Origin of the sequence: Massilia sp. GER05, assembly GCF_052056005.1 — a bacterium.
Taxonomy (GTDB): Bacteria; Pseudomonadota; Gammaproteobacteria; order Burkholderiales; family Burkholderiaceae_D; genus Telluria; species Telluria orientalis.
This window is the reverse complement of record NZ_CP178858.1, coordinates 2,610,485-2,631,804: the sequence shown is the minus strand read 5'-3', so window position 1 is coordinate 2,631,804 and position 21,320 is coordinate 2,610,485. Positions and strand designations below refer to the sequence as shown.

Annotated in this window: 21 protein-coding genes; 9 read left to right on the top strand and 12 right to left on the bottom strand. The window is 66.6% G+C overall.

The annotated features are described in order from the left end of the window. Positions 1 to 240 precede the first annotated feature (240 nt). From ACL58G_RS11815 to ACL58G_RS11805, 3 genes are read left to right on the top strand one after another with little or no spacing between them, the layout of a single operon-like run. On the top strand, positions 241 to 1,242 hold the full coding sequence (locus tag ACL58G_RS11815; RefSeq protein ID WP_413339554.1) for a glycosyltransferase family 2 protein: 1,002 nt from the start codon (positions 241 to 243) through the stop codon (positions 1,240 to 1,242). After that, positions 1,235 to 1,642 carry a GtrA family protein gene (locus ACL58G_RS11810; protein WP_413383566.1) on the top strand — a complete coding sequence of 136 codons (408 nt, stop codon included), beginning with the start codon at positions 1,235 to 1,237 and terminating at the stop codon, positions 1,640 to 1,642. The genes ACL58G_RS11815 and ACL58G_RS11810 overlap by 8 nt, the downstream gene beginning before the upstream one ends. Continuing rightward, positions 1,612 to 3,159, top strand: a complete 1,548-nt coding sequence (locus ACL58G_RS11805; RefSeq protein WP_440967041.1) for a glycosyltransferase family 39 protein — start codon at positions 1,612 to 1,614, stop codon at positions 3,157 to 3,159. Before ACL58G_RS11810 ends, ACL58G_RS11805 begins: the two co-directional genes overlap by 31 nt. A gap of 180 nt (positions 3,160 to 3,339) precedes the next feature. Here the strand turns inward: ACL58G_RS11805 and ACL58G_RS11800 are convergent, their stop codons facing one another. From ACL58G_RS11800 to ACL58G_RS11775, 6 genes are all read right to left on the bottom strand, one after another. Then, positions 3,340 to 4,668 (bottom strand): ATP-binding protein, encoded by a 1,329-nt coding sequence (locus ACL58G_RS11800; RefSeq protein ID WP_440967039.1) that lies wholly within the window; start codon positions 4,666 to 4,668, stop codon positions 3,340 to 3,342. 10 nt (positions 4,669 to 4,678) lie between these two features. After that, entirely contained in the window at positions 4,679 to 5,341 is a 663-nt protein-coding gene (locus ACL58G_RS11795; protein WP_056136559.1) for a response regulator, read from the bottom strand. Positions 5,342 to 5,392: 51 nt separating this feature from the next. Further along, complete coding sequence (locus ACL58G_RS11790) at positions 5,393 to 6,922, bottom strand: Do family serine endopeptidase (RefSeq protein ID WP_440967037.1); 1,530 nt, start codon at positions 6,920 to 6,922, stop codon at positions 5,393 to 5,395. A gap of 85 nt (positions 6,923 to 7,007) precedes the next feature. After that, on the bottom strand, positions 7,008 to 8,036 hold the full coding sequence (locus tag ACL58G_RS11785; RefSeq protein WP_440967035.1) for a LacI family DNA-binding transcriptional regulator: 1,029 nt from the start codon (positions 8,034 to 8,036) through the stop codon (positions 7,008 to 7,010). A 180-nt stretch (positions 8,037 to 8,216) separates the two neighbouring features. Next, positions 8,217 to 9,617, bottom strand: a complete 1,401-nt coding sequence (locus ACL58G_RS11780) for a glycoside hydrolase family 30 protein (RefSeq protein WP_440967033.1) — start codon at positions 9,615 to 9,617, stop codon at positions 8,217 to 8,219. A 103-nt stretch (positions 9,618 to 9,720) separates the two neighbouring features. Further along, positions 9,721 to 10,197 (bottom strand): Hsp20 family protein, encoded by a 477-nt coding sequence (locus ACL58G_RS11775; RefSeq protein WP_105378364.1) that lies wholly within the window; start codon positions 10,195 to 10,197, stop codon positions 9,721 to 9,723. Between the two features lie 223 nt (positions 10,198 to 10,420). Here ACL58G_RS11775 and ACL58G_RS11770 point away from each other — a divergent pair, with 223 nt between their 5' ends. Beyond that, positions 10,421 to 12,319 (top strand): M61 family metallopeptidase, encoded by a 1,899-nt coding sequence (locus ACL58G_RS11770; RefSeq protein WP_413383553.1) that lies wholly within the window; start codon positions 10,421 to 10,423, stop codon positions 12,317 to 12,319. A gap of 172 nt (positions 12,320 to 12,491) precedes the next feature. After that, positions 12,492 to 13,166: a hypothetical protein gene (locus ACL58G_RS11765; RefSeq protein ID WP_440967030.1), complete on the top strand. Its 675-nt coding sequence runs from the start codon at positions 12,492 to 12,494 to the stop codon at positions 13,164 to 13,166. A 115-nt stretch (positions 13,167 to 13,281) separates the two neighbouring features. Here the strand turns inward: ACL58G_RS11765 and ACL58G_RS11760 are convergent, their stop codons facing one another. After that, positions 13,282 to 13,917, bottom strand: coding sequence for a CatA-like O-acetyltransferase (locus ACL58G_RS11760; RefSeq protein ID WP_413383549.1), 636 nt, complete (start codon positions 13,915 to 13,917; stop codon positions 13,282 to 13,284). After that, the gene (locus ACL58G_RS11755; protein ID WP_440967028.1) at positions 13,914 to 14,684 is read right to left on the bottom strand and encodes an alpha/beta hydrolase family protein; all 771 of its coding nucleotides are present in this window, start codon (positions 14,682 to 14,684) and stop codon (positions 13,914 to 13,916) included. Before ACL58G_RS11755 ends, ACL58G_RS11760 begins: the two co-directional genes overlap by 4 nt. 140 nt (positions 14,685 to 14,824) lie before the next feature. On the opposite strand from ACL58G_RS11755, the gene ACL58G_RS11750 reads away from it, so the two are divergent. After that, complete coding sequence (locus ACL58G_RS11750) at positions 14,825 to 15,019, top strand: YqaE/Pmp3 family membrane protein (protein WP_056136544.1); 195 nt, start codon at positions 14,825 to 14,827, stop codon at positions 15,017 to 15,019. Beyond that, positions 15,016 to 15,705 (top strand): YceI family protein, encoded by a 690-nt coding sequence (locus ACL58G_RS11745; protein WP_440967026.1) that lies wholly within the window; start codon positions 15,016 to 15,018, stop codon positions 15,703 to 15,705. Before ACL58G_RS11750 ends, ACL58G_RS11745 begins: the two co-directional genes overlap by 4 nt. A gap of 108 nt (positions 15,706 to 15,813) precedes the next feature. Here ACL58G_RS11745 and ACL58G_RS11740 read toward each other — a convergent pair whose 3' ends face one another. Further along, positions 15,814 to 16,446 (bottom strand): phasin family protein, encoded by a 633-nt coding sequence (locus ACL58G_RS11740; RefSeq protein ID WP_440967024.1) that lies wholly within the window; start codon positions 16,444 to 16,446, stop codon positions 15,814 to 15,816. Positions 16,447 to 16,752: 306 nt separating this feature from the next. Here ACL58G_RS11740 and ACL58G_RS11735 point away from each other — a divergent pair, with 306 nt between their 5' ends. Further along, positions 16,753 to 17,745: a hypothetical protein gene (locus ACL58G_RS11735; protein ID WP_440967022.1), complete on the top strand. Its 993-nt coding sequence runs from the start codon at positions 16,753 to 16,755 to the stop codon at positions 17,743 to 17,745. Positions 17,746 to 17,766: 21 nt separating this feature from the next. Beyond that, positions 17,767 to 18,072 carry a hypothetical protein gene (locus ACL58G_RS11730; RefSeq protein WP_440967021.1) on the top strand — a complete coding sequence of 102 codons (306 nt, stop codon included), beginning with the start codon at positions 17,767 to 17,769 and terminating at the stop codon, positions 18,070 to 18,072. 14 nt (positions 18,073 to 18,086) lie between these two features. Here the strand turns inward: ACL58G_RS11730 and ACL58G_RS11725 are convergent, their stop codons facing one another. The 3 genes from ACL58G_RS11725 to ACL58G_RS11715 form a co-directional block, all read right to left on the bottom strand. Then, positions 18,087 to 19,562: a Y-family DNA polymerase gene (locus tag ACL58G_RS11725; RefSeq protein ID WP_440967019.1), complete on the bottom strand. Its 1,476-nt coding sequence runs from the start codon at positions 19,560 to 19,562 to the stop codon at positions 18,087 to 18,089. Beyond that, positions 19,492 to 20,202 (bottom strand): translesion DNA synthesis-associated protein ImuA, encoded by a 711-nt coding sequence (imuA, locus tag ACL58G_RS11720; RefSeq protein WP_440967018.1) that lies wholly within the window; start codon positions 20,200 to 20,202, stop codon positions 19,492 to 19,494. Before imuA ends, ACL58G_RS11725 begins: the two co-directional genes overlap by 71 nt. 259 nt (positions 20,203 to 20,461) lie before the next feature. Then, on the bottom strand, positions 20,462 to 21,268 hold the full coding sequence (locus ACL58G_RS11715) for a hypothetical protein (protein WP_440967016.1): 807 nt from the start codon (positions 21,266 to 21,268) through the stop codon (positions 20,462 to 20,464). Between the last annotated feature and the right edge of the window lie 52 nt (positions 21,269 to 21,320).

The following is a 21,320-nucleotide window of genomic DNA, read 5'->3' as shown; positions in this document are numbered from 1 at the left end:
GGCGCATCCGGAATACCGTCCCCCCCGCGCAGGCGGGGGGCCAAGTTTGCATGAGCTGCCGCAACGCATACAAACTGGGTCCCCGCCTCCGCCGGGAGGACGTTGACCGGTACGTTTCCGAGCCGAACTGAACGCATCCTGACGGCATCTACCGTCATCGCACGCCAATGCGAACATCGCGTTCGACCAACCTGTGTTATGTTTTATCGCTGATGCATACCAGGCTGTCGACGGATCGATATGAGCTTCCCCAACGAAACCGTGGTTCCCGACAAGGTCGCGGTCGGCCCGATAGAACCGCCCCTGCTGTCGCTCGTCGTGCCGTTCTACAACGAGCAGGAGATGATCCCGCATTTCTTCAGCGGCGTGATCCCGGAACTCGAACGCATTCCGAACATCCGCTTCGAGATCCTGTGCGTAAACGACGGCAGCCGCGACCGCACGCTCGACTCCCTCATCGCGTATGCCCACGCGGATGCCCGCGTGCGCGTCGTCGATCTCACGCGCAATTTCGGCAAAGAGGCGGCACTGACGGCCGCCATCTTCGAAGCGCGCGGCGACCTCATTGTGCCGTTCGATGCGGATCTGCAAGACCCGCCCGACGTCATCGGCAGGCTGGTCGAGAAATGGCGCGAGGGTTACGACGTCGTGCTGGCCAAGCGGGCCGACCGCGAGTCCGATTCGCTGCTGAAGAAATGGACCGCGCAATTTTTCTACCGCATCCACAACGACATGGCCGACTTGCCGATCCCGGAAAACGTCGGCGACTTCCGCCTGTTCACCCGCAATGTCGCCAACGCGTTGAAGACGCTGCCGGAATCGTGCCGCTTCATGAAGGGCCTGTTCGCGTGGGTCGGCTTCAAGACGGCCGTCGTCGAATACAAGCGTGCGCCGCGCGCGGCGGGCAAGACCAAGTTTTCCGGCTGGAAGCTGTGGAATTTTGCGCTGGAAGGCATCACCAGCTTTTCGACCTTGCCGCTGCGCATCTGGACCTACCTGGGCGTCAGCGTGGCGATCTTCGCGTTGACGCGCGCGTTCTGGCTCGTCATCCGCACGATGCTGTACGGCGTCGACGTGCCCGGCTATGCGTCGCTGGCGACGGCGATCCTGCTGCTCGGCGGCATCCAGCTGATCGGCATCGGCGTGCTCGGCGAATACGTGGGCCGCATCTACCTCGAATCGAAGGGACGGCCCGTGTACCTCGTGCGCAAGCGCTACGAAAAGGCGATGGCCCATGCCTGAACGCGGCGGCGTGGGCCGCTTCCTGACCTATGCAGCCGTCGGCCTGGCGGGGATGTCCGGGCATTACGCCTTCCTGTTCACGGCTGTCTCGCTCGGCGTGCTCGCGCCCGTGCCGGCGTCCGTCGTCGGCGCGCTCATCGGCGCCGTCATCAATTTCGTGATGAACGCCGTCGTTACGTTCCGCCGCCATGCGCATTCGCATTTGGCCTGGCGTACGGCTGCCCGCTTCTTCGCGACGGCCGGCATGGCAGCGGCCCTCAACGGTGCCGCGATGGCCGTGCTGGTGAACGGCGTGCGCCTCGACTATCGCCTGGCCCAGGTCCTCGTGACGGGCATCCTGGTGTGCGTCACCTATGTCGTCAATTCGCTATGGACATTTCAAGCCAGCAAGGCCCGCTGACGCCCCTGTCGACCGCCGCGCCGCGCGGGCGCGACCTACCACAGGCCCGCTTCTGGACATTGGCCCTGCTCGTGACAGGCCTCGCCCTGCTGCTGCGCCTGCCCACGCTGGCCGGCCGCTCGCTATGGCTGGACGAGACGTACAGCGCGTGGTTCGCCGCCGTCCCGCTGCGCGAACTGTGGACGAGCGTGCCGCTGTACGAGACGCATCCCCCGTTCTACTACACCCTGCTCAAGGGCTGGACCGCGCTGTTCGGCACGCACGAGGCGGCCATGCGCAGCCTGTCCGTCCTCGCCAGCGTGCTCACGGTGTTCGCGCTGCCCGCCGGCGCGCGCTGGGCACGAATCGGTGCGCAGGCGGAGCGTGTCGCGCTGCTGGCCGCCCTGTTCCTCGCCGTGAACGCCGCGAGCATCCAGTATGCGCAACAGGCCAGGCCGTACGCGCTCCAGGCGCTGGCCGGATCGCTGGCCGTGTTCTTTGCGGGCATGCTCGTGCTGTCCTTCGTGCGGCCAGATTCCCGCCGGTGGTGCTGGATCACCGGCCTCGCCGTCAGCGCCGGCCTGACGATGTGGCTGCACAACACCGGCGTGTTCGCCGCGCTGGGCCTGTGGACGGGGATGACGGTCGCGCTGCTGGCAAGCGCGCCCGGCCCGCGCCGGCCGCAGATCCTGGCCGTGGCTGCAGCCGGCATCGGCGCACTGCTCGTGTGGTCGCCGTTCATCCCGATGCTCGTCAAACAGAACGCGGCGATGGCGCACCTGTCGTACTGGATCCGTTTTACGCCGCGTAACGTCACCGCTGCCTGGACCGTGATCAGCGGCGGCCAGGTGCTGCACTATCCCGTCGCGCTGCTCGTGCTGCTGGGCTTTGCCTGGCTGTGGCAGCGGGCGCGCGCCCATTTCTGGCTGCTCGCGTGCGTGCTCGTGCTGCCGATCCTCGCGCTCGCCGGCTACAGCTATTTCGTGAAGCCGGTGTTCCTGTCGCGATTGTTCCTGTGGCTCGGGCCGTTGGGGATGGTGTTGACGGCGCTGGGCGTCGTCCGGCTGCCGTCGCGCTGGCGCCTGCCCGCGACCGCCGTCGTGCTGGCGCTGTCCGCATATGCCGTGGCGGGTTTTTATCGCTCGCACACGGAAGACTGGCGCGGGATGCTGGCGCAGGTGGCGCGCGACAGCCGGCCGGGCGACGTCGTGCTCGCGTTTCCGAACGAGGTGCAGATGCCCGTCACCTACTACATGAAGTCGGGGCCGGCCGTCGCCTATCTGCCGGGCCCTTTCCCCGCGCTGCACCTGGCGCGCACCTACACGGGCAATTCCGGCGCGCCGAACATCGCGCCTGAAGACGTCATGCGGATCCGGGCGCTGACGGCCGGGCATCCGCGCGTGTGGCTGATCGAGCGGCTGGCGAAGCTGTACGATCCGGACGGGATCGTGATGAAGGAACTCGCCAATCGCTACCGGCTGGTGAAGACCATCGAAGGCAACGGGGCGAATATCCGGCTGTACGTTGCCGCTGACTGAACGTGGGCTCGGGGGAGCCCACCCTACGGCCCTGTACGTTGCCGCTGACTGAACGTGGGCTCGGGGAGCCCACCCTACGGCCCGATCGAATCGTAGGGTGGGCACCCCGTGCCCACGCGGACGTTCGCGATGCGTTCAGGTTGGGAGCGTGACGGCGGCTTCGAGACGTTCGCGATGCGTTCAGGTTGGGAACGTGACGGCGGCTTCGAGCCCGCCCAGCCGCTTCGATTCGCCCAGCGCCAGCGCCGCGCCATGCCGCTCCGCGATCGACTTGATGATGGCAAGACCGAGCCCGCTGCCCTTCGCGTCGCTGCCCGGCACGCGATAGAAGCGGTCGAACACGCGCTCGCGTTCCGCCGGCGGGATGCCCGGGCCGCTGTCTTCCACGGTCACGGTCACGCCGCGGTGTTCCGCCACCACCGACACGTCGACCGTGCCGCCCTCCGGCGTGTACTTGATCGCATTGTCGATGAGGTTGCGGAGCAGGATCATCAACGCGTCCGGCTGCCCTTCCACTTCGGCGCTGTCCGCGCGCTGCAGGCCGAGGTCGATCTGCTTCGCGGCCGCGACGCTCGCCAGTTCCGCGACGGCCCGCTTGGCCGCGCCGGCGATGTCGACCGGCTGGCGCGGCGCGCCGCCCGCGACGCTCGCTTCCTGGCGCGCCAGCACGAGCAGCTGCTCGACCAGTCGCGTCGCGCGTTCGATGCCGGCCGTGAGGCGGCCGACGGCGACGCGCTTCGCGTCCGGGCTGTCCGACCGCTCCAGGCTCTGCACCTGCAGCTTCAGGGCGGCGAGCGGCGTGCGCAGCTCGTGCGCGGCGTCGGCGACGAAGTGCTGCTGGGCGTCGAACGCCGTGCGCACGCGGCCGAACAGCAGGTTCAATTCCTGCACGAGCGGGCGCACCTCGTCCGGCAAGCCGGCCTCGGACACGGGAGACAAATCGTCCGCCTGGCGCGACGCCACCTGCTTGCGCACGCGCGCGACGGGTTCCAGCGAGCCGCTGACGACCCACCACACGACCAGCATCAGGATCGGCATCATGACGGCGATCGGCCCCAGCGTGCGCAGCGCGAGATTGCTGGCCATGCTGCGCCGCACGGCGAGATCCTGCGCGACCTGCACGGTCTGGTTATCGGTCTGGATCGAAAAGATGCGGTACGTCGTGCCGTTCGCGCGCACGTTGGAAAAGCCCAGCACGGCGCGCTGCGGCAGGTGCGCGTGCGACGCGCTGCGGAACACGCGCACGCCGTCCGGCGACCACACCTGCACGACGAGGTCGTCGTTGCCGCTGATCGGGGTGTCGGCGTCGGCGTTCTCGGTGCTCGTCAGCGGTACGCGCGAACGCAGCGACAGCGCCATCTGCTGCATGTGGTAGTCGAAGATCTGGTCGGCGTCGTTGAGGGCGGTGCGATACGCGATGGACGCCTGCGCGACGGCCGCGATGGTGATCGCCGCCAGCAGGAACCACAGCAGCCGCCCGCGCAGGGAATGCGTGACCCGGACTTTCATGCGGAATCCTTCACACCTTCGGGACCATGTAGCCCACGCCGCGCACGTTCTGGATCAAGTCGCTGCCCAGCTTCTTGCGCAGGCCGTGGATATAGACCTCGACCGCATTGCTGGACACTTCGTCGCGCCAGCTGTACAGCTTTTCCTCGAGCTGGGCGCGCGACAGCACGGCGCCGGGACGCGCGACGAGCGCTTCCAGCACGGCCCATTCGCGCGCCGACAGCACGACCGGCTGGCCGTCGACCAGCACTTCGCGCGTGGCGGGATTCACGGCGATGTTCTTGTACTCGAAAATGGGTTCGGCGCGCCCGGCGGCGCGCCGCAGCAGCGCGCGGATGCGCGCCAGCAGTTCGTCGAGATCGTAGGGTTTGAGGACGTAGTCGTCCGCGCCGGCATCGAGCCCGGCGATACGCTGGGAGACGGCGTCGCGCGCCGTGGCGACCAGCACCGGCGTGCGGTCCTTGCGGGCGCGCATCGCACGCAGGACCTCGAGCCCGTCCTTGCGAGGCAGGCCCAGGTCGAGCACGACGAGGTCGTAGTTCTGGTTCTGCATGAGGGCCGTGTCGGCCATCTCGCCATCCTTGACCCAGTCGACGGCGTAGTGCTCGGCCCTCAGCAGGTCGAGCACTACTTCGCCGATCATCGTATCGTCTTCCACCAGCAGCAGCCGCATCCAATCCCCCGATTCTCAGAAACCAGTGCCGATATCAGACTATACGATCCATCAGCTGATCGGCACCGGGATGAAGATCTTCTCATCCCCGCGCTGAACCAGCAAGGCCACCGACTTGGCGGACTTCTTCACCACGTCGCGCACCTGGGCCACCGACGCCACCGGCTTGCCGTTCACGGCCAGCACGACGTCGCCCGGCTGCACGCCGGCCACGGCCGCCGCGCCGCCCGCGTCCTCGACCACGAGACCCGCCGCGACGCCGACCTGGCTGCGCTCGGCCGGATCCAGCGGACGCAGGGCCAGGCCCAGCTTGGCGCCGCCGTCGATGCCGGCCAGGTTGTCGCGGCTGGCCGGATCGGCCTTGGCGCTGGCCAGCGTCGCGGTCACCTGCATCTCCTTGCCTTCGCGCCAGACGTCCATCGTCAGCCGGTCGCCCGGCTTGGCGATCGCCACGATGGCCGACAGGTCACCGCCCGAGATCAGGGCCTGGCCGTTGACCTTGCGGATCACGTCGCCCGCCTTGAGGCCGGCCTTGTCGGCCGCGCTGCCGCGCTCCACGTTCGCCACGAGTGCGCCGTCCGGCGACTGCAGCTTGAACGCATCGGCAAAGCTCTGGCCGACGTCCTGCAGGCTGACGCCCAGCTTCGCGTGCTGCACCTTGCCGGTCGCGACGATCTGGTCCTTGATGCGCACGGCGACGTCGATCGGGATCGCGAACGACAGGCCCTGGTAGCCGCCCGTCTGGCTGAAGATCTGCGAGTTGATGCCGACGACTTCGCCGCGCGTGTTGAACAGCGGGCCGCCCGAGTTACCCGGGTTGACCGCGACGTCGGTCTGGATGAACTGCACGCCGTTGTTGTCGATGGTGCGGCCTTTCGCGCTCACGACGCCGGCCGTCACGGTCGACTCCAGGCCGAACGGCGAACCGATCGCCAGCACCCATTCGCCGACCTGCAGGTTGCGCGTGTTCCCGAGCGGGACGACGGGCAGGTTTTTCGCATCGATCTTCAGCACGGCGACGTCGGTGCGCGGATCGGAGCCGAGGACTTTCGCGCGGTATTCGCGGCGGTCCTGCATCTTGACCGTGACTTCGTCGGCATCGCGCACCACGTGCGCGTTCGTCAGGATGACGCCGTCCGGGCTGACGATGAAGCCCGATCCGGCGCCGTAGACAAGCTCCCCGCGCCCGTTGCCGCCGCGCGGTTGCTGCGGCTGGAAGCGGCGGAAGAATTCGAAGAACGGATCGTCCTCGTCGAACTGCGGCATCTGGCGCTGCGACACCTTGGTCGTACCGACGACGCGGATGTTCACGACGGCCGGGCCGTTGTGCGACACGATCTTGGTAAAGTCCGGCAGGGCCACGCTGGCAGGATTGCCGGCCACGGGTGCCGGCGTGGCCGCCACGGGAGCCGGGGTGGCGGCGGGGTTGGGTGCGCCAGTGGCGGCCGCTGCGGCGGCGGCCAAAGCATTATTGTGTTCGACTGCGATCGCGCCAACTGCGCCGCCAATGACACCGGCCGCGCACAGGGCCAGCGTGAGACGTTTTGCGGTGATGGCAGTAACGTTACCGTGGTTAGACATCGACGTGCTCCCAGATTGGAAAAAGTGGTTCTGAAAACTGCTCTTTTCGTAGGGAGTATATTGGCGCAGCAGTCTTAGACGTCCCTTAAGGTTGGGAACGGCGGCGTTTGGCCACGTTCGCGACGGAGGCGCGCAGGCTGACGCTGACGGGGAAGGTGCGCGTGACGGGCCGGTTGAAGCCGTAGCACAGGTTGAGCAGCTCGGCGATGCCGTTCCTGGTCATCTCGCGCCAGGGGATGTGCACGGACGTCAGGCGCGGCGCCGAATACGCGGCGGCGGGCGCGTCGTCGTAGCCGATCACGGACACGTCCTGCGGCACGCGGATGCCCGCTTCGTGGAAGTACGACAGCGCGCCGAGCGCCATCTCGTCGTTGGCGCAGAACAGCGCGGTGAACGGCCGCCCGGACGCGGCCAGTTCCATCGCGGCGGCGCGTCCCTCGGCCGAGGAAAAGTCGCGTTCCGAGATCCAGATGTCGTCCGTGGCGATGCCCGCCCCGGCCAGTTCGGCCATGAAGCCGGCGATGCGGTCGACGTTGTCGGCGGCAGTGCTTGGCCCGGCGATGACGGCGATGTCGCGGTGCGCATGATCGAGCAGCGCCCGCGCCGCGAGCCGGCCGCCGAGCTTGTGATCGACCGTGAAGCACTGGCCGGGCATGCCGTCGAAGCTGTCGTTGAGGGCGACCACGCGCTCGCGCTTGGGACCCAGCGCGGCGAGGTCCTCCTCGGTGAGCGGCGACGTGAAGAGGACGACGCCGTCGCACCCGCGCTCGATGAGGAAGTTAACGCCGTCGATGGCCTGGCGCCGCTCGTCCTCGCGGCTGACGCCGAACGCCACCATCATGTGCATGCCGGCGCCGCGCAGTTCCGTGTCGATGATCTGCAGGATCGACGTGTAGAAGGTGCCGGACAACAGGGGAATGTACACGCCGATCATGCGCGACGTGCCGTAGAGGAGTGAACGCGCCGCGTGCGACGGCCGGTAGCCGAGTGCGGCGATGGCCTTCTGCACGCGTTCCATCTTGGCCTGCGACACCGATCCCTTGCCGCGCACGACGCGCGATGCGGTGCCCAGGCCGACTCCGGCCATGCGGGCCACGTCCTTGATGGTTGACACTTGTCTCCCCGGTTGGTCTGGTTTTTGGGCCCAAGCATACTGCAAGCCGGGGCGGTTGGCTACGTACCTTGAACCGTCATCCCCGCGCAGGCGGGGATCCAATTTTGCTTGCGCCGCCGATACGCGTGCAAATTGCCCCCCCGTCTGCGCGGGGGCGACGGTTTCGAGTGAGTCGTCCATTCATGGCGCAACCCGCCACGTGAACGTCGCCACGCTGGCCGCCGGCAGCGTGTAGCGGAACGCCTCCGCCCCCACGCGCACCGTGAACGCACGCGGCTGCGCATCGCCATTCGCCACGAGCAGCGCGTACGAACCGTCCGGATTGACGAAGGTGACGCTGTTCTCCCCGGTCGTCGCGATGCGGTGCGCGCCCGGCAGCACGAAGCGGCTGGCGTGGGCCAGCGCGTAGTACTCGACGTTGCGCGTGACGGCGCCGGTGGCCGCGTCGATGGTCACGACGCCGCGGCAGTCCTTGCAGCCGCCCAGGTGCGGGCCGTCGTTGGCATCGAGCGCAAGGTTCCAGAACAGGACGCCGCGCGCCCAGTTGCGCGTGGTGTCGATGACGAGCGTCTTCGCGAAATACTGCAGGTTCTTCGACCAGTCCGGCGCCCAGCGTCCGCCCGAACACTCCGTGAACCACGTGTCCTTGGCCGGGAACAGGTCGTGCAGCCGGCCCTGCGCGCGCACGTCGCCGCCATAGCAATGCCACGCGATGCCGCTCACGTACTGCGCCGCGCGTGGATCGGACAGCACGATTGCGGGGGACTCCGGCTCGTCCCAGTTGTGGTCCCAGTCGAAGATGGCGGTGCCGGGGTGCGAACGCGCCAGCAGCGGTCCGAGATGGTCGCGGATGAACGCCGCGCGCTTGTGCGGGTCGACGCGCATGCCGGGATAGTTGTCCGGCTCGAAGTGCGGTTCGTTCTGTAGGGTGAGCGCGGAGATCGTCACGCCCTGTTCGCGCATCGCGGCGACGTAGCGGCCCAGGTAGCGCGCGAACGCGTCGAACGCCGCCGGTTTCAAGGTGCCTTTCACGAGGCTGTCGCTCGTCTTCATCCAGCCCGGCGCGCTCCACGGCGACGCCACCACCTTCAGGCGCGGATTGATGGCCAGCGCGGCCTTCACCGTCGGCAGCACGGTGTTTTTCTGCGGATCGATCGAGAAATGCTTCAGCTGCGGGTCGGACTGTCCCGGCGGCATGTCGTCGAAGCTGTAGTGGGTGCGCGAGAAATCGGAGGCGCCGATCGTCAGGCGCGTGAACGACAGGCCGATACCCTCGCCTTCGCGGCCGAACAGCTGGCGCAGCAGCGCGTCGCGGCGGGCCGGGTCCAGGTGCTGGATCAGGTCCGCGGAAGCATCCGTGATCGCGGCGCCGAAGCCGGCGATCTCCTGGTAGCGCGTGGACGGGTCGACGGTGATCGCCGCGGCATCTGCGGACGTCTCCAGGCGCGCATCGGGCGCGCGTGCGAGCAGTTGCGACTGGTCGCCGGTGGTGATCCAGGCCTGGACCGGGGCGGCGTGGGCGGGGGATGCCAGCGCGGCGATCGCGGCCAGCACCGACAGGATAAAACGGGGGGTCTGCATGCGGCTCTCCTCAAATTGGAAACGTTGCCAAACTTGCGGCGCCAACTATAGCAGAAAAGAAAAAGGCGCCGAAGCGCCTTTTTCTTCGAGGGGGACGACGCGATTACGCGGCGTGTTGTTGCTGGCCCGGTTGTTCCAGCACTTGCACGTTGTCGGTGTTGCCGTTGGCATCAGCGATCGCGATCTTGCGCGGCTTGAATGCCTCGGGCACTTCGCGCACCAGTTCGATGGTCAGGATGCCGTTGTCGAAGCCGGCGCTGACGACCTTCACGTGGTTGGCCAGCTGGAAGCGCTGTTCGAAATCGCGCTGGGCGATACCGCGGTGCAGGAAGGTGCGCTGCACGTCATCCTTCTGTTTGCGGCCGGTCACGAGCAGGGTGTCGCGTTCGGACGTGATCTCGATTTCGTTGCGGGTGAAACCGGCGAGCGCCATCACGATGCGGTATTTGTCTTCCGACACCAGTTCGATGTTGTACGGCGGGTAGCTCGGCGCGCTTTCGGCGCGTTGCTCGAGCAGGTTCACCAGGCGGTCGAAGCCGATTGCGGAACGATACAGGGGGGACAGGTCAAAAGTACGCATGATTCGATATCCTCTAAAAAGTACAAGCGATAAGTTGACGGACCTCATCGTGAGCATCCGTTGGAACCAATCTAATGGCCACCTCCCCCCTTTTCAAGTCGTACAAAATATCTTTTTTAAGGCCTGTTTTAAAATTTTATTTGGATCGCTGCCGGACGGAATCTGGGCCCATTGCACAGTGCTACACTCGGCCGTTTATGTTCTTTCGCCAGGGTTCCAGCCAATGACCGCTTCCAAGTTCGCTTCGTCCGTTTCAGCCGCCGCACTCGCGCTGGCGCTGGCCTTTCCGGCACATGCCGACGTGCCCGCGCCCGTCGACCAGCCCTACCCCGGCACCATCGTGTTGAACGTCGATGCGACCGATCTGTCGCAGCAGGTCTTCCGCATGCACATGACGATCCCCGTGAAGCCCGGCCCGCTCACCCTGCTGTATCCGCAATGGCTGCCCGCGAACCACGGCCCGAACGGCCCGATCACGCAGCTGGCGGGCCTGAAGTTCACGGCGAACGGCAGGCCCGTCGAATGGAAGCGCGACCCGGTGCACGTGTACGCGTTCCACCTGGACGTCCCCGAGGGCGCGACGAGCCTGGAGGCGGAATACCAGTACCTGTCGCCGCTGGAACCGGGCCAGGGCCGCATCACGATGACTGACGATATCCTTGGCGTGCAATGGATCTCGACGACCCTGTACCCGGCCGGCTACGTCGCGCGCGGCATCAACGTGCAGGCGAACCTGAAGCTGCCCGCGGGCTGGCAGTACGCCACCGCGCTGGAGACGGACAACCGCGCCGGCGACGACGTCCACTTCAAGGCAAGCGACCTGGAGACGCTGATGGATTCGCCGCTGTTCGCGGGCCGCTACAGCAAGCGCTTCGACCTCGACCCGGGCGGCAAGGTGCCCGTCCGCCTGAACGTGTTCGCCGACAATCCGGAAAGCCTGGAAGCGAAGCCCGAGCAGATCGCGGCGCACCGCGCGCTCGTGCAACAAGCGTATAAACTGTATGGTTCGTATCACTACGACCACTACGATTTCCTGTTCGCGCTGTCCGACGAATTCGGCGGCATCGGCCGCGAGCACCACCAGTCCAGCGAGAACGGCGTCAAGCCGGGCTATTTCACCGACTGGGCCAAGAGCGAGACCGGACGCGACCTCCTCCCGCATGAATACACGCACTCGTGGAACGGCAAGTTCCGCCGCCCGGCCGGCCAGAACGTCCCCAACTTCAACACCCCGATGGACAACGAGCTGCTGTGGGTGTACGAGGGCCAGACGCAGTACTGGGGCAACGTGCTGGCCGCGCGTTCCGGCCTCGTCTCGGCCGCCGGCGCGCGCGACGCGCTGGCCGCGAGCGCCGCGCGCTACGACAGCGTCGCGGGCCGCGCGTGGCGCGCCGTGCAGGACACGGTCTACGACCCGATCCTCAACGCGCGCCGCGGCCTGGGCTGGCCGAACTGGCAGCGCAGCGAGGATTACTACGTCGAGGGCATGCTGATCTGGCTGGACGTCGACACGCGCATCCGCGAACTCTCGGGCGACAGGCGCTCGCTGGACGATTTCGCGCGCGCCTTCTACAGCGTGAACAACGGCAGCCACCTGCCCGCGTTCTACACGTTCGACGACGTCGTGGCGACGCTCAATAAAGTCCAGCCGTACGACTGGGCGCCTTTCCTGCGCGCGAAGCTGGACGGCCACGGCCCCGGCGCCCCGCTGGACGGCCTCGCCCGCGCCGGCTGGAAGCTGGTCTACACGGACACGCCGACCGACTACCTGAAGGGCGTGGACGAGCGCAACAAGGTGCTGGACCTGACGTACTCGCTCGGCTTCACGGTCGCGCAGGACGGGGCCGTGCGCAACGTCGTGTGGGACGGCCTGGCTTTCCGCGCGGGCCTGGCCGCCAACACGACCGTCATGGCCGTGGGCGACCGCGTCTACAAGCCGGAACGCTTGACGTCCGCGATCAGGGATGCGAAGGACGGCAAGCCCATTCGTCTGCTCGTCAGGAAGGGCAACGTACTGCGCACGATCTCGCTCGACTACCGCGGCGGCCTGCGCTACCCGCGCCTGGAGCGTATCGAGGGTACGAAGGACCGTTTGACGACGATCTTCTCGGCCCTGAAATAAGTCATCAAACCGTCATATTTGCCCCGTAAGCTGGACCTGCCGACAACAACAAACAGGGGGGCAACATGAAGTGGATAATAGACAAACTGAGTGAACTGCGCGCCGCACGGCTGCGGCGCACCTCGCCCTGGCAGGCCGCGCTGGCGGACCTGCCGGCGGGACTGGAAAGTCAATGGCGCGCGAGCGCGCCGCGCGAATACGAAGGCATCCGGACGGATGCCTTTTTTATGCCCGCGCGGCGGAAGGCCTGCTGCGCTTCTTCGACGCGGTGCGGCACAGCGGCCGGCCCTGCGCCCTGCCGTCGGAAGCGGCGGACTCGGTGTGGCACGCGTGGCTGCGCTGGAACCCGGTGTCGCTGGAGCGCTTCTGCGTACGCCACTTCGGCGCGGCGGTACCGCACGTGGAACGGGCGGCGCTCGTCGGGAACGCCCTGCTGCACACGTTCGCGGCCTGCCGTGAACGCGACGGCATCAAGCCACGCAGCATGCGCCTGCCCGCGCTGTTCGGCCTGGACGCGCAACTGCGCATGCCGGGCGGGCACGGCTACTGGAGCCGCGCCGGCGAGATCGTCCACACGCGCCTGAACGAACGTGGCCGCGGCATGTGGCGCGCGCGGCCGCATCCGGAACTGGCGCTGACGGTGCTGGTTGCGGCGGGCGTCGTCGACCGGCACCTGCTGGCCGCCCACCTGGGCCGGCGTGAAGCCGGCGCCGACGGAAGTTCCTGCGGCGGCATGGCCTTCGCGGACGGTGGCGACGCCTGCGCCGATGGCGGCGGCGACGGTGGATGCGACGGCGGCGGCAGCGGTTGCGGCAGCAGCTGCGGAGGTGGGTGCGGCGGAGATTAAGATGCGCGTGACTTCGAGTCGTCATCCCCGCGCGGGCGGAGATCCAAGTTGCATGCGTCGTGCCAACGCATGCAAAACTTGGGTTCCCGCCTTCGCGGGAACGACGGCATCGCGTTCAGCGGATGATCGCCGCCAGCTCGTCGGCCACCTGGCGCCCCAGCAGATGGATGTGCCAGCCGTCGACGAAGCCGTGATGCGCCTGCACGGAGAACGGCAGCTGCAGGCCGTCCGGCCCGTCGCGGAAACGGCCCCACGCGAACGACGGAATGTCCGGCGCGGCGATGGACGCCATCGGATGCTGGATCGAGGTGAAATCGAGCCACGGCATGCAGGTGACGAACACCTGGTCCTTCGCGTCGCGCGGCGACATCGTGCGATATTTGACGTTCAGCGCCGTCATGCTCGACGCCTCTTCCCGCGCCGCCTGGCCGCGCGCGACGAATTCGCGCACGTCGTCGGACCAGTCGAACTGCGCGAAATTCAGGTCGCCGTGCTGGTTCATCACGGTGAACGACGGCACGAGGCGGTCGATGCGGATGACCTTACCGTCCACGATACGGTAGCGGAAGTTCTCCACCTTCAGCACCGCGCGCAGCAAGGCGCACAGCATCACGTGGAAAGGTGCGAGGCCCTGCGCCTTGCACCACGGCCGGAAATCGGGCACGTCCAGCGTGAAGCACAGGTTGACCGCGGGGCTCTCCATGCGGTCGAAGAAGTCGAAGCGGTCGCGCCGCCGTTCGAACCCGATCATGCGCCGCTCCCGTCGAGATAGCGCGCGCTCCATGCCGAGATGACGCCGGCCACGTAGGCGGCATCCTCGCGCCGCGTGATCAGGTGGTCCATGCCGTCGAGCGAGATGAAACTCTTCGGATGCTGCGCCAGTTCGAAGATGCGGGTGGCGTTGTCCATGCTGACGGTGTCGTCCTGCGGCGCGTGCATCACGAGCAGCGCGCGGCCGAGGGTGGCGATCTTCTCGTGCAGCCGGTGCCGGCCGGCGTCCTCGACGAAGTGCTGGCGGATATTGAAATCGCGCCCGGCCAGTTTTACCCGCGCCTCGCCCAGCTGCGCGATCGTGTCGAGGTGCTCGCCCAGCAGCGTGTTCACGACGTAGTGCGGATCGCTGGGCGCGGCGATCGTCACGATGGCCTTCGCTTCCGGCACGCGCTGGGCCGCCGCCAGCACGGCCGCGCCGCCCAGGCTGTGGCCGATCAGGAGCTGCGGCGCCGCGAACTTCGCGCGCATATAGTCGGCGGCCGCGACGAGGTCCTCGACGTTGGACGAAAAATTGGTGTCGGCAAAATCGCCGTGGCTGGCCCCGAGGCCGGCGAAGTCGAAGCGCAGCACGGCCACGCCCAGGCTCGCCAGGCCGCGCGAGATGAAGGTGGCGGCCAGTACGTCCTTGCTGCAGGTGAAGCAGTGGGCAAAGATGCCGTACGCGCGCGGCGTGCCGGTGGGGGCGTCCAGCTTGGCGGAGAGCTTGCCGTGGGGGCCGGGAAAGTCGATACGTTCGGTGAGCATGATGGTTCCGTGTTCGTTGCAATCCGCATTGTGGAACAAGCCGGCAATCTTTGCTTGAAATCGCGTTCCGCGGGTGGAAATGCGTGAACTTTCGGGGCCGCGAAGGCGCTATGCTGGTGGCTTACCTGAAGGAGAACAACATGCGCCTCATCATCGCCCTGGTCCTGCCCTGGCTGACCTTTTTCACCATCGGCCGCCCGATCGCCGGCATCATCTGCCTGATCCTGCAGATCACGCTGATCGGCTGGCTGCCGGCCACCATCTGGGCCGTGTATGCGCTCAGCCAGTTCAAGACCGACCAGAAGATCGAGCGGGCGCTGCGACAGCGGGCATGAACGTACCGGGGCGCCTCCTGCCGTTGCTGGTGCTGCTGACCGCCTGCGGGCAGCCGCTGGCGCCGCAGGCACCGCTGGTGCCCGCCTTGGCAACAGGCCTGGATGCGTACCGCACGGCTGCGGCGTCCGGCACTGCCGTCTACGCAATCGACCCGGACGCCTCGCTGGTGGCCGTCACGGTACGCCGCGGCGGCCTGATGGCGCGGCTCGGGCATGACCACGTCGTGGCCAGCCACACCTTGACCGGCTATGCCGCGCCCGGCATGGGCCGTGCCGACGTCTCGTTCCGCCTCGACCAGTTGACCGTCGACGAACCGCAACTGCTGCGCGGCGCGGGCATCGGCACGTCGCCGTCGCCGGAAGCGGTCGAAGGCACGCGCAAGAACATGCTCGGCCCGGTGCTCGACGCCGAGCGCTATCCGGTCGTGACGCTGCATGCCGAGCTGCCGGCGGATGGCCGGCTGCGCGTCGCCATCACGCTGCACGGCACGACGCGCCGGCTGGAACTGCCGGCCGCGGTGCACGTCGATGCGGCGCAGGTGACGGCGAGCGGCACGGCGCGCCTGAAGCAGACCGATTTCGGCATCACGCCATTCGCCGTGGGCGCCGGGCTGCTGGCGGTGCAGGACGAGCTCGCGGTAAGCTTCCACATCGTCGCCCGGCGCTGGACCCCGCCTGTGAAATAAAAAACGCCGTGTTCCAAGGGAAGACGGCGAAAAGGACAACCATGCATCGATGCCGGTACCGCAGCGGCGGGACCCGATGGCCGCCGCCGCACGGGCCCGGGAAGCGTATCAACGTGTCTGGCCGGGGGTCTTGTTCGCGGGTTGGCGGGCCTGGTTGCCTTGCATATTGCCCTGGGCGCTGACTTTGCCGGCCGGACCTTCGGCCTCGACGCGGGCACTGGCTTCGTCACCGCCGCTTTGCAGGTTGCCCTGGTATTGTGCGCCGGCCTTGTTGCCGCGTGTGCCGTTGCCTTCGAACGGATCGCGGAAGCTCTTGATGGTTTCCTCCTGCTGGCGCAGGCTCTTGTCCGTTTCTTCGGCGGCGGTGCGGGTGACGTCGTCGGCCAGCACACGGGCGGTACGTGACGTCTCCTGCACGTGCTGCTCGGCGACGCGCGTCAGGTCGACCTGGGTCGACGCGGCCAGCTGCGAAAGATGGTGGTGGTAAGCGCGCAGCTTGTCGGTAGCGGGCTGGGCATGCGCTGCCGCGACCGACATCGCGTCGGCCGGGCGATCGATCGTCAACAGGCGCTGGCCGGCATTGGCGACTTCCTCGAACAGCGTCTGGTTCAACTGCATATTCAGTTGGCCGGCCTGCTGGAAGGCACGCGACATGACCTGGGACAGTTCGTTGAAGAATGCGACTTGGGCGTCGATGTGCGAGCGGAGGGCGGGATTGACGGATTGCGGGAATGGATACATGGAGTACCTTTATTTAAAAAGTAAGTAACGGGAATGCGATGGGACGCCGGAGGGATGCGCCGAGGCGCGTGGCGTTCGATGGCGGAGCAGCATGGCTGCCTCGAAGGATGACGATCGCTGAAGATCGCGTGCAAGTGGCTTACTATGCGCTCTTTTTGGCGCGCACACCGGAAACCCGCAAATGTATTTTCGTGTAATGGGCGCCGGAAAGAGAAGTTTGAAATCGCCAAGGCGCCGCGCAAAACGCGTCAGCCGCCCGGCCTGGCGAGCCCGGGCGCATGCTGCGTTCCATTGAGGGAGGTTGCCGTGCGGTTCGCCATTGTCGAGGGTACGAAAAGCGTCGCCTGTCTGCTGTTCTGGTCGGCCGGACACGTCGTCAACGCCCTGGTCCTGCTGGCGGGCGGCATATATGTCCTGTTCTGCGTCGCCTGGCTGCACGCGCCGTTGCTCGACGTGCTGCGCGTGACCGCCACGATGGCGCTGCCGGTCCTCGGGCTGGCCTGGCTGTGCCGCTGGGGCGGACGGCGGTTGTGGAAACCCGCGCCCGCAACGCCGCCCTCGCAGGCGAAGCGCTGGATGCTGCTTGGTGCCGGCGTCGCCGTGGCCATCGCCTCCGGCTCGATCGTCCGTACCGGCGTACGGGACTACCAGTGCAGCGTCGAACGGTCCGGGCACGAGACCGGCATGCAGAAAGATGGTGTCGAGCGCGTGTGCGCGATCGATCTCGATCGTTACGACATCGGGTTCCAGTCGCTCGCGAGGGCCACCCGCAAGCTGGCGTTCCCGCCGGTCGACCTGACGCACACGCCGTTCGCGCAGTTCGAGAGCCTGGGCGGCCGGGCCGAATATGTCAACGACATCCCCTCGCGCCTGTACCGCGGCTTCCGCATGCCGGACGGGCACCAGGTCACGCTGTTCGAACACGACATGTCCGCCGACGGCAGCCGCAGCTGGCGCGATCCGAAAGACGAGCCGGAACGCATCAATGGCCTGCCGGCCAGGCTCGTCATCCTGGAAACCTCGTCAGGCAAGGCGGTCTCGGTGCTGTCCTGGTTCGAAGGCCGGCGCGGCTACCAGCTGTGGGTCGATGCCAACGTCGTGCGCGTCCCGTTGCGCGACCGGTTGTTCGCACTGGCGGCGTCGCTGCCGCGCGCCGTGCCGGCCTGCCCCAACGAACCGCCGCGCCCACCGCTGCGCTTCGATGCGGACGGCAATCCTGTCGACGAGCCGATGCCCCAGGTACTGACGCAGGCGCAAATGGATGCGATGCTGGACAGCAGCAAGCGGCCTTGTAAATAACCTCAACCCCGATTCGACAATATGCCTTCCCCGATCCAAGACGACATCGCCCAGTCAATTCTGGCAAAGGAAAAACGCAAAGCGGACGCCAGGGCCGTGCTGAATCGGCCGGACTCGATCATTCCGACATGTCTTGTCACGGCGCTGCTTGTTGGTGTGGGCGTGTATCTGCAGAGCATCGACAAGTTCGAAGCGCCGGCATGGGTCGTCATACTGCTGATCGTGGGCGTGAGTTCTTCGTTTGCGACGACGATGGAATTGTGGAAGATGCGCCGCCGGCTCGACGCCATGATTCTTCTGCAAGACCAGCAGGCGTCCGACCGTTAGCATCACGTTCGTCTTCACCCGAACAACCCGTGCAAGAACCACTTCGGCCCATCCTCCCCCATGCCGATCCGCTCCCGATACACCCAGTACAACGTGTGATCGAGTCCCTCGGCGATGAAGTAGTCGCGCGTCTCCGGCCCATCCCACCAGCCGGCCTCGATACGCTCCGGATTCGACGCCATCCGCAGCGGTGAGCCATAGAACGGCCGGTGATCGCGCATCAGCAGCGCGATCGGCCGCGCCAGCAGCCATGTGGGACGCGGCAGGCTCAGGACGTCGGGCGGCAGTTGCGCGTTGCGGGCCTTGGCGCTGACTTTTTGCTGCACCGGCACCCAGACGTTGGCCTGTTCCGGGCGGTAGTCGGCCAGCGGCAGCGGTTGCAGGACGTTTTCCGGGCCCAGGCGCGCGGCCAGCAGTTCCAGCATGCGCATGCGGTCTTCCTCGCTGCCGCCCGGCTCGGGGAACAGCGACGCGTTCGGCGGCGCCATCGGCCGCACCTGCAGCGCTTCCAGCGCGAGGCCGATCACGGGCGCCTCCAGCGTCAGCCGGCCCAGGCGTTCCTTCAGCAGGCGCACGAGGTGCTCGTCGCGCCACGTCGGCTCGGCCAGCACGACCTCGACGCCGGTCGGCGGGCGCGCGACCCGGCCCCGCTCGTGCTCCAGCTGCAGGGTGATGCGCTCCACCGCCAGCTGGCGCGCACACAGCCACCCCGTCAGCTGCAGCAGCAGGCATTGCGCGCCCGCCAGCAGCAGGTCGGCGTCGTCGATGCGGTCGTACAGCTCCAGGCGCGCGCGGAAGGTTTCCGGCGGAGATATCCACTCGTACAGTTCCGGCACGAGGCCGTAGGCGGCGTCGAGCAGGTCGAGCAGCTCGCGGCCGCAGCGCCGCTGCAGGCCGGGGCGCGGCAGGCGGCGCAGGTCGCCCAGCGTGTGGCAGCCGATGCCGTCGAACCACGCGGCGTACGGCCGCGCCGGCGGCATCAGGAGTACCGCCAGCCGGTCGAGCCGGCGCAGCAGCGCTTCCATGCGCACGGCGCGGCCTGCATTCGCGCGCGCCAGCAGCCACGCGCCGCGCGCGGTGGGCGCGCACGCGAGCGAGGCCGTGAAGCCCAGCGCGCGCACGTTGGCGCGCACGCGCCGGCACAGCGCGCGGATGCCGCCGAACAGGCGCAGGCTCGCGCCCACGTCCATCAGCAGGGTCGATTCCTCCCCTTCCGCGACCTGCGGCGTGTACTGCAGCAGGGCCAGCGCCACCGCCTGGCGCGCGTCCGCCTCCAGCGCCGGCGCGCGCTCGTGGATGCGCGCGTCCGGCAGCAGCATCAGCACGCCGCCGCGGCGCATACCGGTGCGCACGCCGGCGTCCTGCGCGTATGGCGAGGCCACTAGCACGCGCTCCTGCTCGAGAACGACGCTGCCCGTGTCAGTGGACCAGCTCGGTGCGAACACTTCCAGCGGCAACCGGGGCAGGTGCAGTGCGATCCACAGGCGCATGGCGATTGGGCAGGTAAGAGGTCAAGGGAAGGAACAGCGTCGCGTCACGCTGCGGCCCGCGGCGTTTGACGAAACCGATCTCGATGCCGCCCGCCTGCGGCCGCAGGGACAGGCGCAGCGGCGCCGGCGAGGCGTCTTGCCCGGCCGCCAGCGGACGCATCATGAAGAACAGGGTTTCCCCCGCCTGCGCGGCCAGGTGCAGGCGGCGCAGGTTTTCGGCGCGGATATTGTTCTGCCAAAACAGCAGCGCCCCGCAACTGCCGCTGCGCAAGACCTGTTCCGCGGCCCACAACGCGTCCGCAGTGCGGGTCGCGCGCAGCCAGATCAGTTGCGAGGGCGGCACCCCGAGCGCGGCCATGGCCAGCGCCTGGGGCGGATGCGGCGGCTGCAGCAGCACGATGCTCCGCTGCGCCACCGCCGCCAGCGCGGGACGCAGCAGGCGCATCTCGCCGATGCCGGGCTGTTGCAGCAGCAGGTCGACGAGCGTGCCCGTCGGCCAACCGCCGCCCGGCAACTGGGCGGACAGCGTGGGATGGCCGGTATCGATGCAGCGCGTGTCGCTACGCGCCAGCTGCGAGGCAAGCCAGAGCGACGGATGCAAGGATTCCGGCGCTGCAGATATTGAACCTGAGCAATTCATGTATGATGCGAAGAAATACTGTATAAACATACAGTACTATTCTCATCAGGTTTTGGCAAGGTTAATCTTCTTGAATGTCAGGTTGTGAACAATGCTGAGACTTGGTTCTGTCTGGACGATAACTATTTGACGCAGGGAATCGTCGCCTGTCAAAGTTGCCACCTCGGCGCCCTCGCATCACACATGCCTTCACCTTGGGCGCCAAGCGACGCGCACTCTCGAGGTGATGTACTCTCGCCATCATGGCGAGAACAGGTTGTCATGAGTGGACTGGCGGCTCGCAGTCTGATTTTGAATGAAGTTCATAACTGCCTTTGGATTTCATGACGTTTTTGGTGGCCACTTGTACGATAATCGCCGCCGCTATTGAAGATATGAAAGAGAGCGCAAGACTGGCATGCACTAGGGCAACAGACAGAGTCAAGCAGAACGCCACAAACGAATAAAGCCCGGTTACCATGCCACGGAGCAAAGAGACTGCAAATGCAGCGCCCTGCGTTTTATGTGAAAACGCCGCCAAAACAATTGCCAGGATTGGAAAAACTGCGAGCAGGCCACTCCATGACGCACCAAGTGAGGAAGAAAACGTGGTGACAAGCACAGTCAAAATTGCGCCGGCAATCATGCGAAAAATTATTTCAGAAGCACGAATGGAATTCGAACTGACTTGTCGGGATATCTTTGGAAAGGCGCGGGACGCGGCAACCAATGTGGAAAGCGCGATCACCAATGCAGATAATATTGACGATGGAATAAACGACAAAATCAAAGCAGCCACCGACCATGCAAACAGCCCGCAAAACAAGGAGGGCAAGCAACGGAATCGTATGCATGCATGAGCATAGGTAATACTGAACGACACAGATGCGAATACCGCCGATAACGAAGCGGTTGCAGCGACCGCAGCGAAGCTCGCATCATTCTCAAGAGCCAAAATAAACAGGATTGGCCCAGTAACAACAGGCAGCCCAGCGAGCCATCCCGCAACGTTGGCTCCCCACCGTTTTCCGGCAAAGGTAATAAACGCAAGAAACGCTGGTACGAGAAAAAGTTTTATAGTGAGCATGCCTGATTAAAGAATCGGATGATGAGGACGGAGCGCGTCCTCTCGATGGAAG

Bases quoted from the DNA above. Each gene is read 5' to 3' on its own strand.
- ACL58G_RS11750 (WP_056136544.1), top strand. From the start codon at position 14,825: ATGCGCCTCATCATCGCCCTGGTCCTGCCCTGGCTGACCTTTTTCACC.
- ACL58G_RS11745 (WP_440967026.1), top strand. From the start codon at position 15,016: ATGAACGTACCGGGGCGCCTCCTGCCGTTGCTGGTGCTGCTGACCGCC.
- ACL58G_RS11800 (WP_440967039.1), bottom strand. From the start codon at position 4,668: ATGAAAGTCCGGGTCACGCATTCCCTGCGCGGGCGGCTGCTGTGGTTC.
- ACL58G_RS11715 (WP_440967016.1), bottom strand. From the start codon at position 21,268: ATGCTCACTATAAAACTTTTTCTCGTACCAGCGTTTCTTGCGTTTATT.
- ACL58G_RS11725 (WP_440967019.1), bottom strand. From the start codon at position 19,562: ATGCGCCTGTGGATCGCACTGCACCTGCCCCGGTTGCCGCTGGAAGTG.
- ACL58G_RS11810 (WP_413383566.1), top strand. From the start codon at position 1,235: ATGCCTGAACGCGGCGGCGTGGGCCGCTTCCTGACCTATGCAGCCGTC.
- ACL58G_RS11730 (WP_440967021.1), top strand. From the start codon at position 17,767: ATGCCTTCCCCGATCCAAGACGACATCGCCCAGTCAATTCTGGCAAAG.
- ACL58G_RS11775 (WP_105378364.1), bottom strand. From the start codon at position 10,197: ATGCGTACTTTTGACCTGTCCCCCCTGTATCGTTCCGCAATCGGCTTC.
- ACL58G_RS11815 (WP_413339554.1), top strand. From the start codon at position 241: ATGAGCTTCCCCAACGAAACCGTGGTTCCCGACAAGGTCGCGGTCGGC.
- ACL58G_RS11795 (WP_056136559.1), bottom strand. From the start codon at position 5,341: ATGCGGCTGCTGCTGGTGGAAGACGATACGATGATCGGCGAAGTAGTG.
- ACL58G_RS11780 (WP_440967033.1), bottom strand. From the start codon at position 9,617: ATGCAGACCCCCCGTTTTATCCTGTCGGTGCTGGCCGCGATCGCCGCG.
- imuA (WP_440967018.1), bottom strand. From the start codon at position 20,202: ATGAATTGCTCAGGTTCAATATCTGCAGCGCCGGAATCCTTGCATCCG.
- ACL58G_RS11765 (WP_440967030.1), top strand. From the start codon at position 12,492: ATGGCGCGCGAGCGCGCCGCGCGAATACGAAGGCATCCGGACGGATGC.
- ACL58G_RS11760 (WP_413383549.1), bottom strand. From the start codon at position 13,917: ATGATCGGGTTCGAACGGCGGCGCGACCGCTTCGACTTCTTCGACCGC.
- ACL58G_RS11755 (WP_440967028.1), bottom strand. From the start codon at position 14,684: ATGCTCACCGAACGTATCGACTTTCCCGGCCCCCACGGCAAGCTCTCC.
- ACL58G_RS11790 (WP_440967037.1), bottom strand. From the start codon at position 6,922: ATGTCTAACCACGGTAACGTTACTGCCATCACCGCAAAACGTCTCACG.
- ACL58G_RS11770 (WP_413383553.1), top strand. From the start codon at position 10,421: ATGACCGCTTCCAAGTTCGCTTCGTCCGTTTCAGCCGCCGCACTCGCG.
- ACL58G_RS11805 (WP_440967041.1), top strand. From the start codon at position 1,612: ATGGACATTTCAAGCCAGCAAGGCCCGCTGACGCCCCTGTCGACCGCC.
- ACL58G_RS11740 (WP_440967024.1), bottom strand. From the start codon at position 16,446: ATGTATCCATTCCCGCAATCCGTCAATCCCGCCCTCCGCTCGCACATC.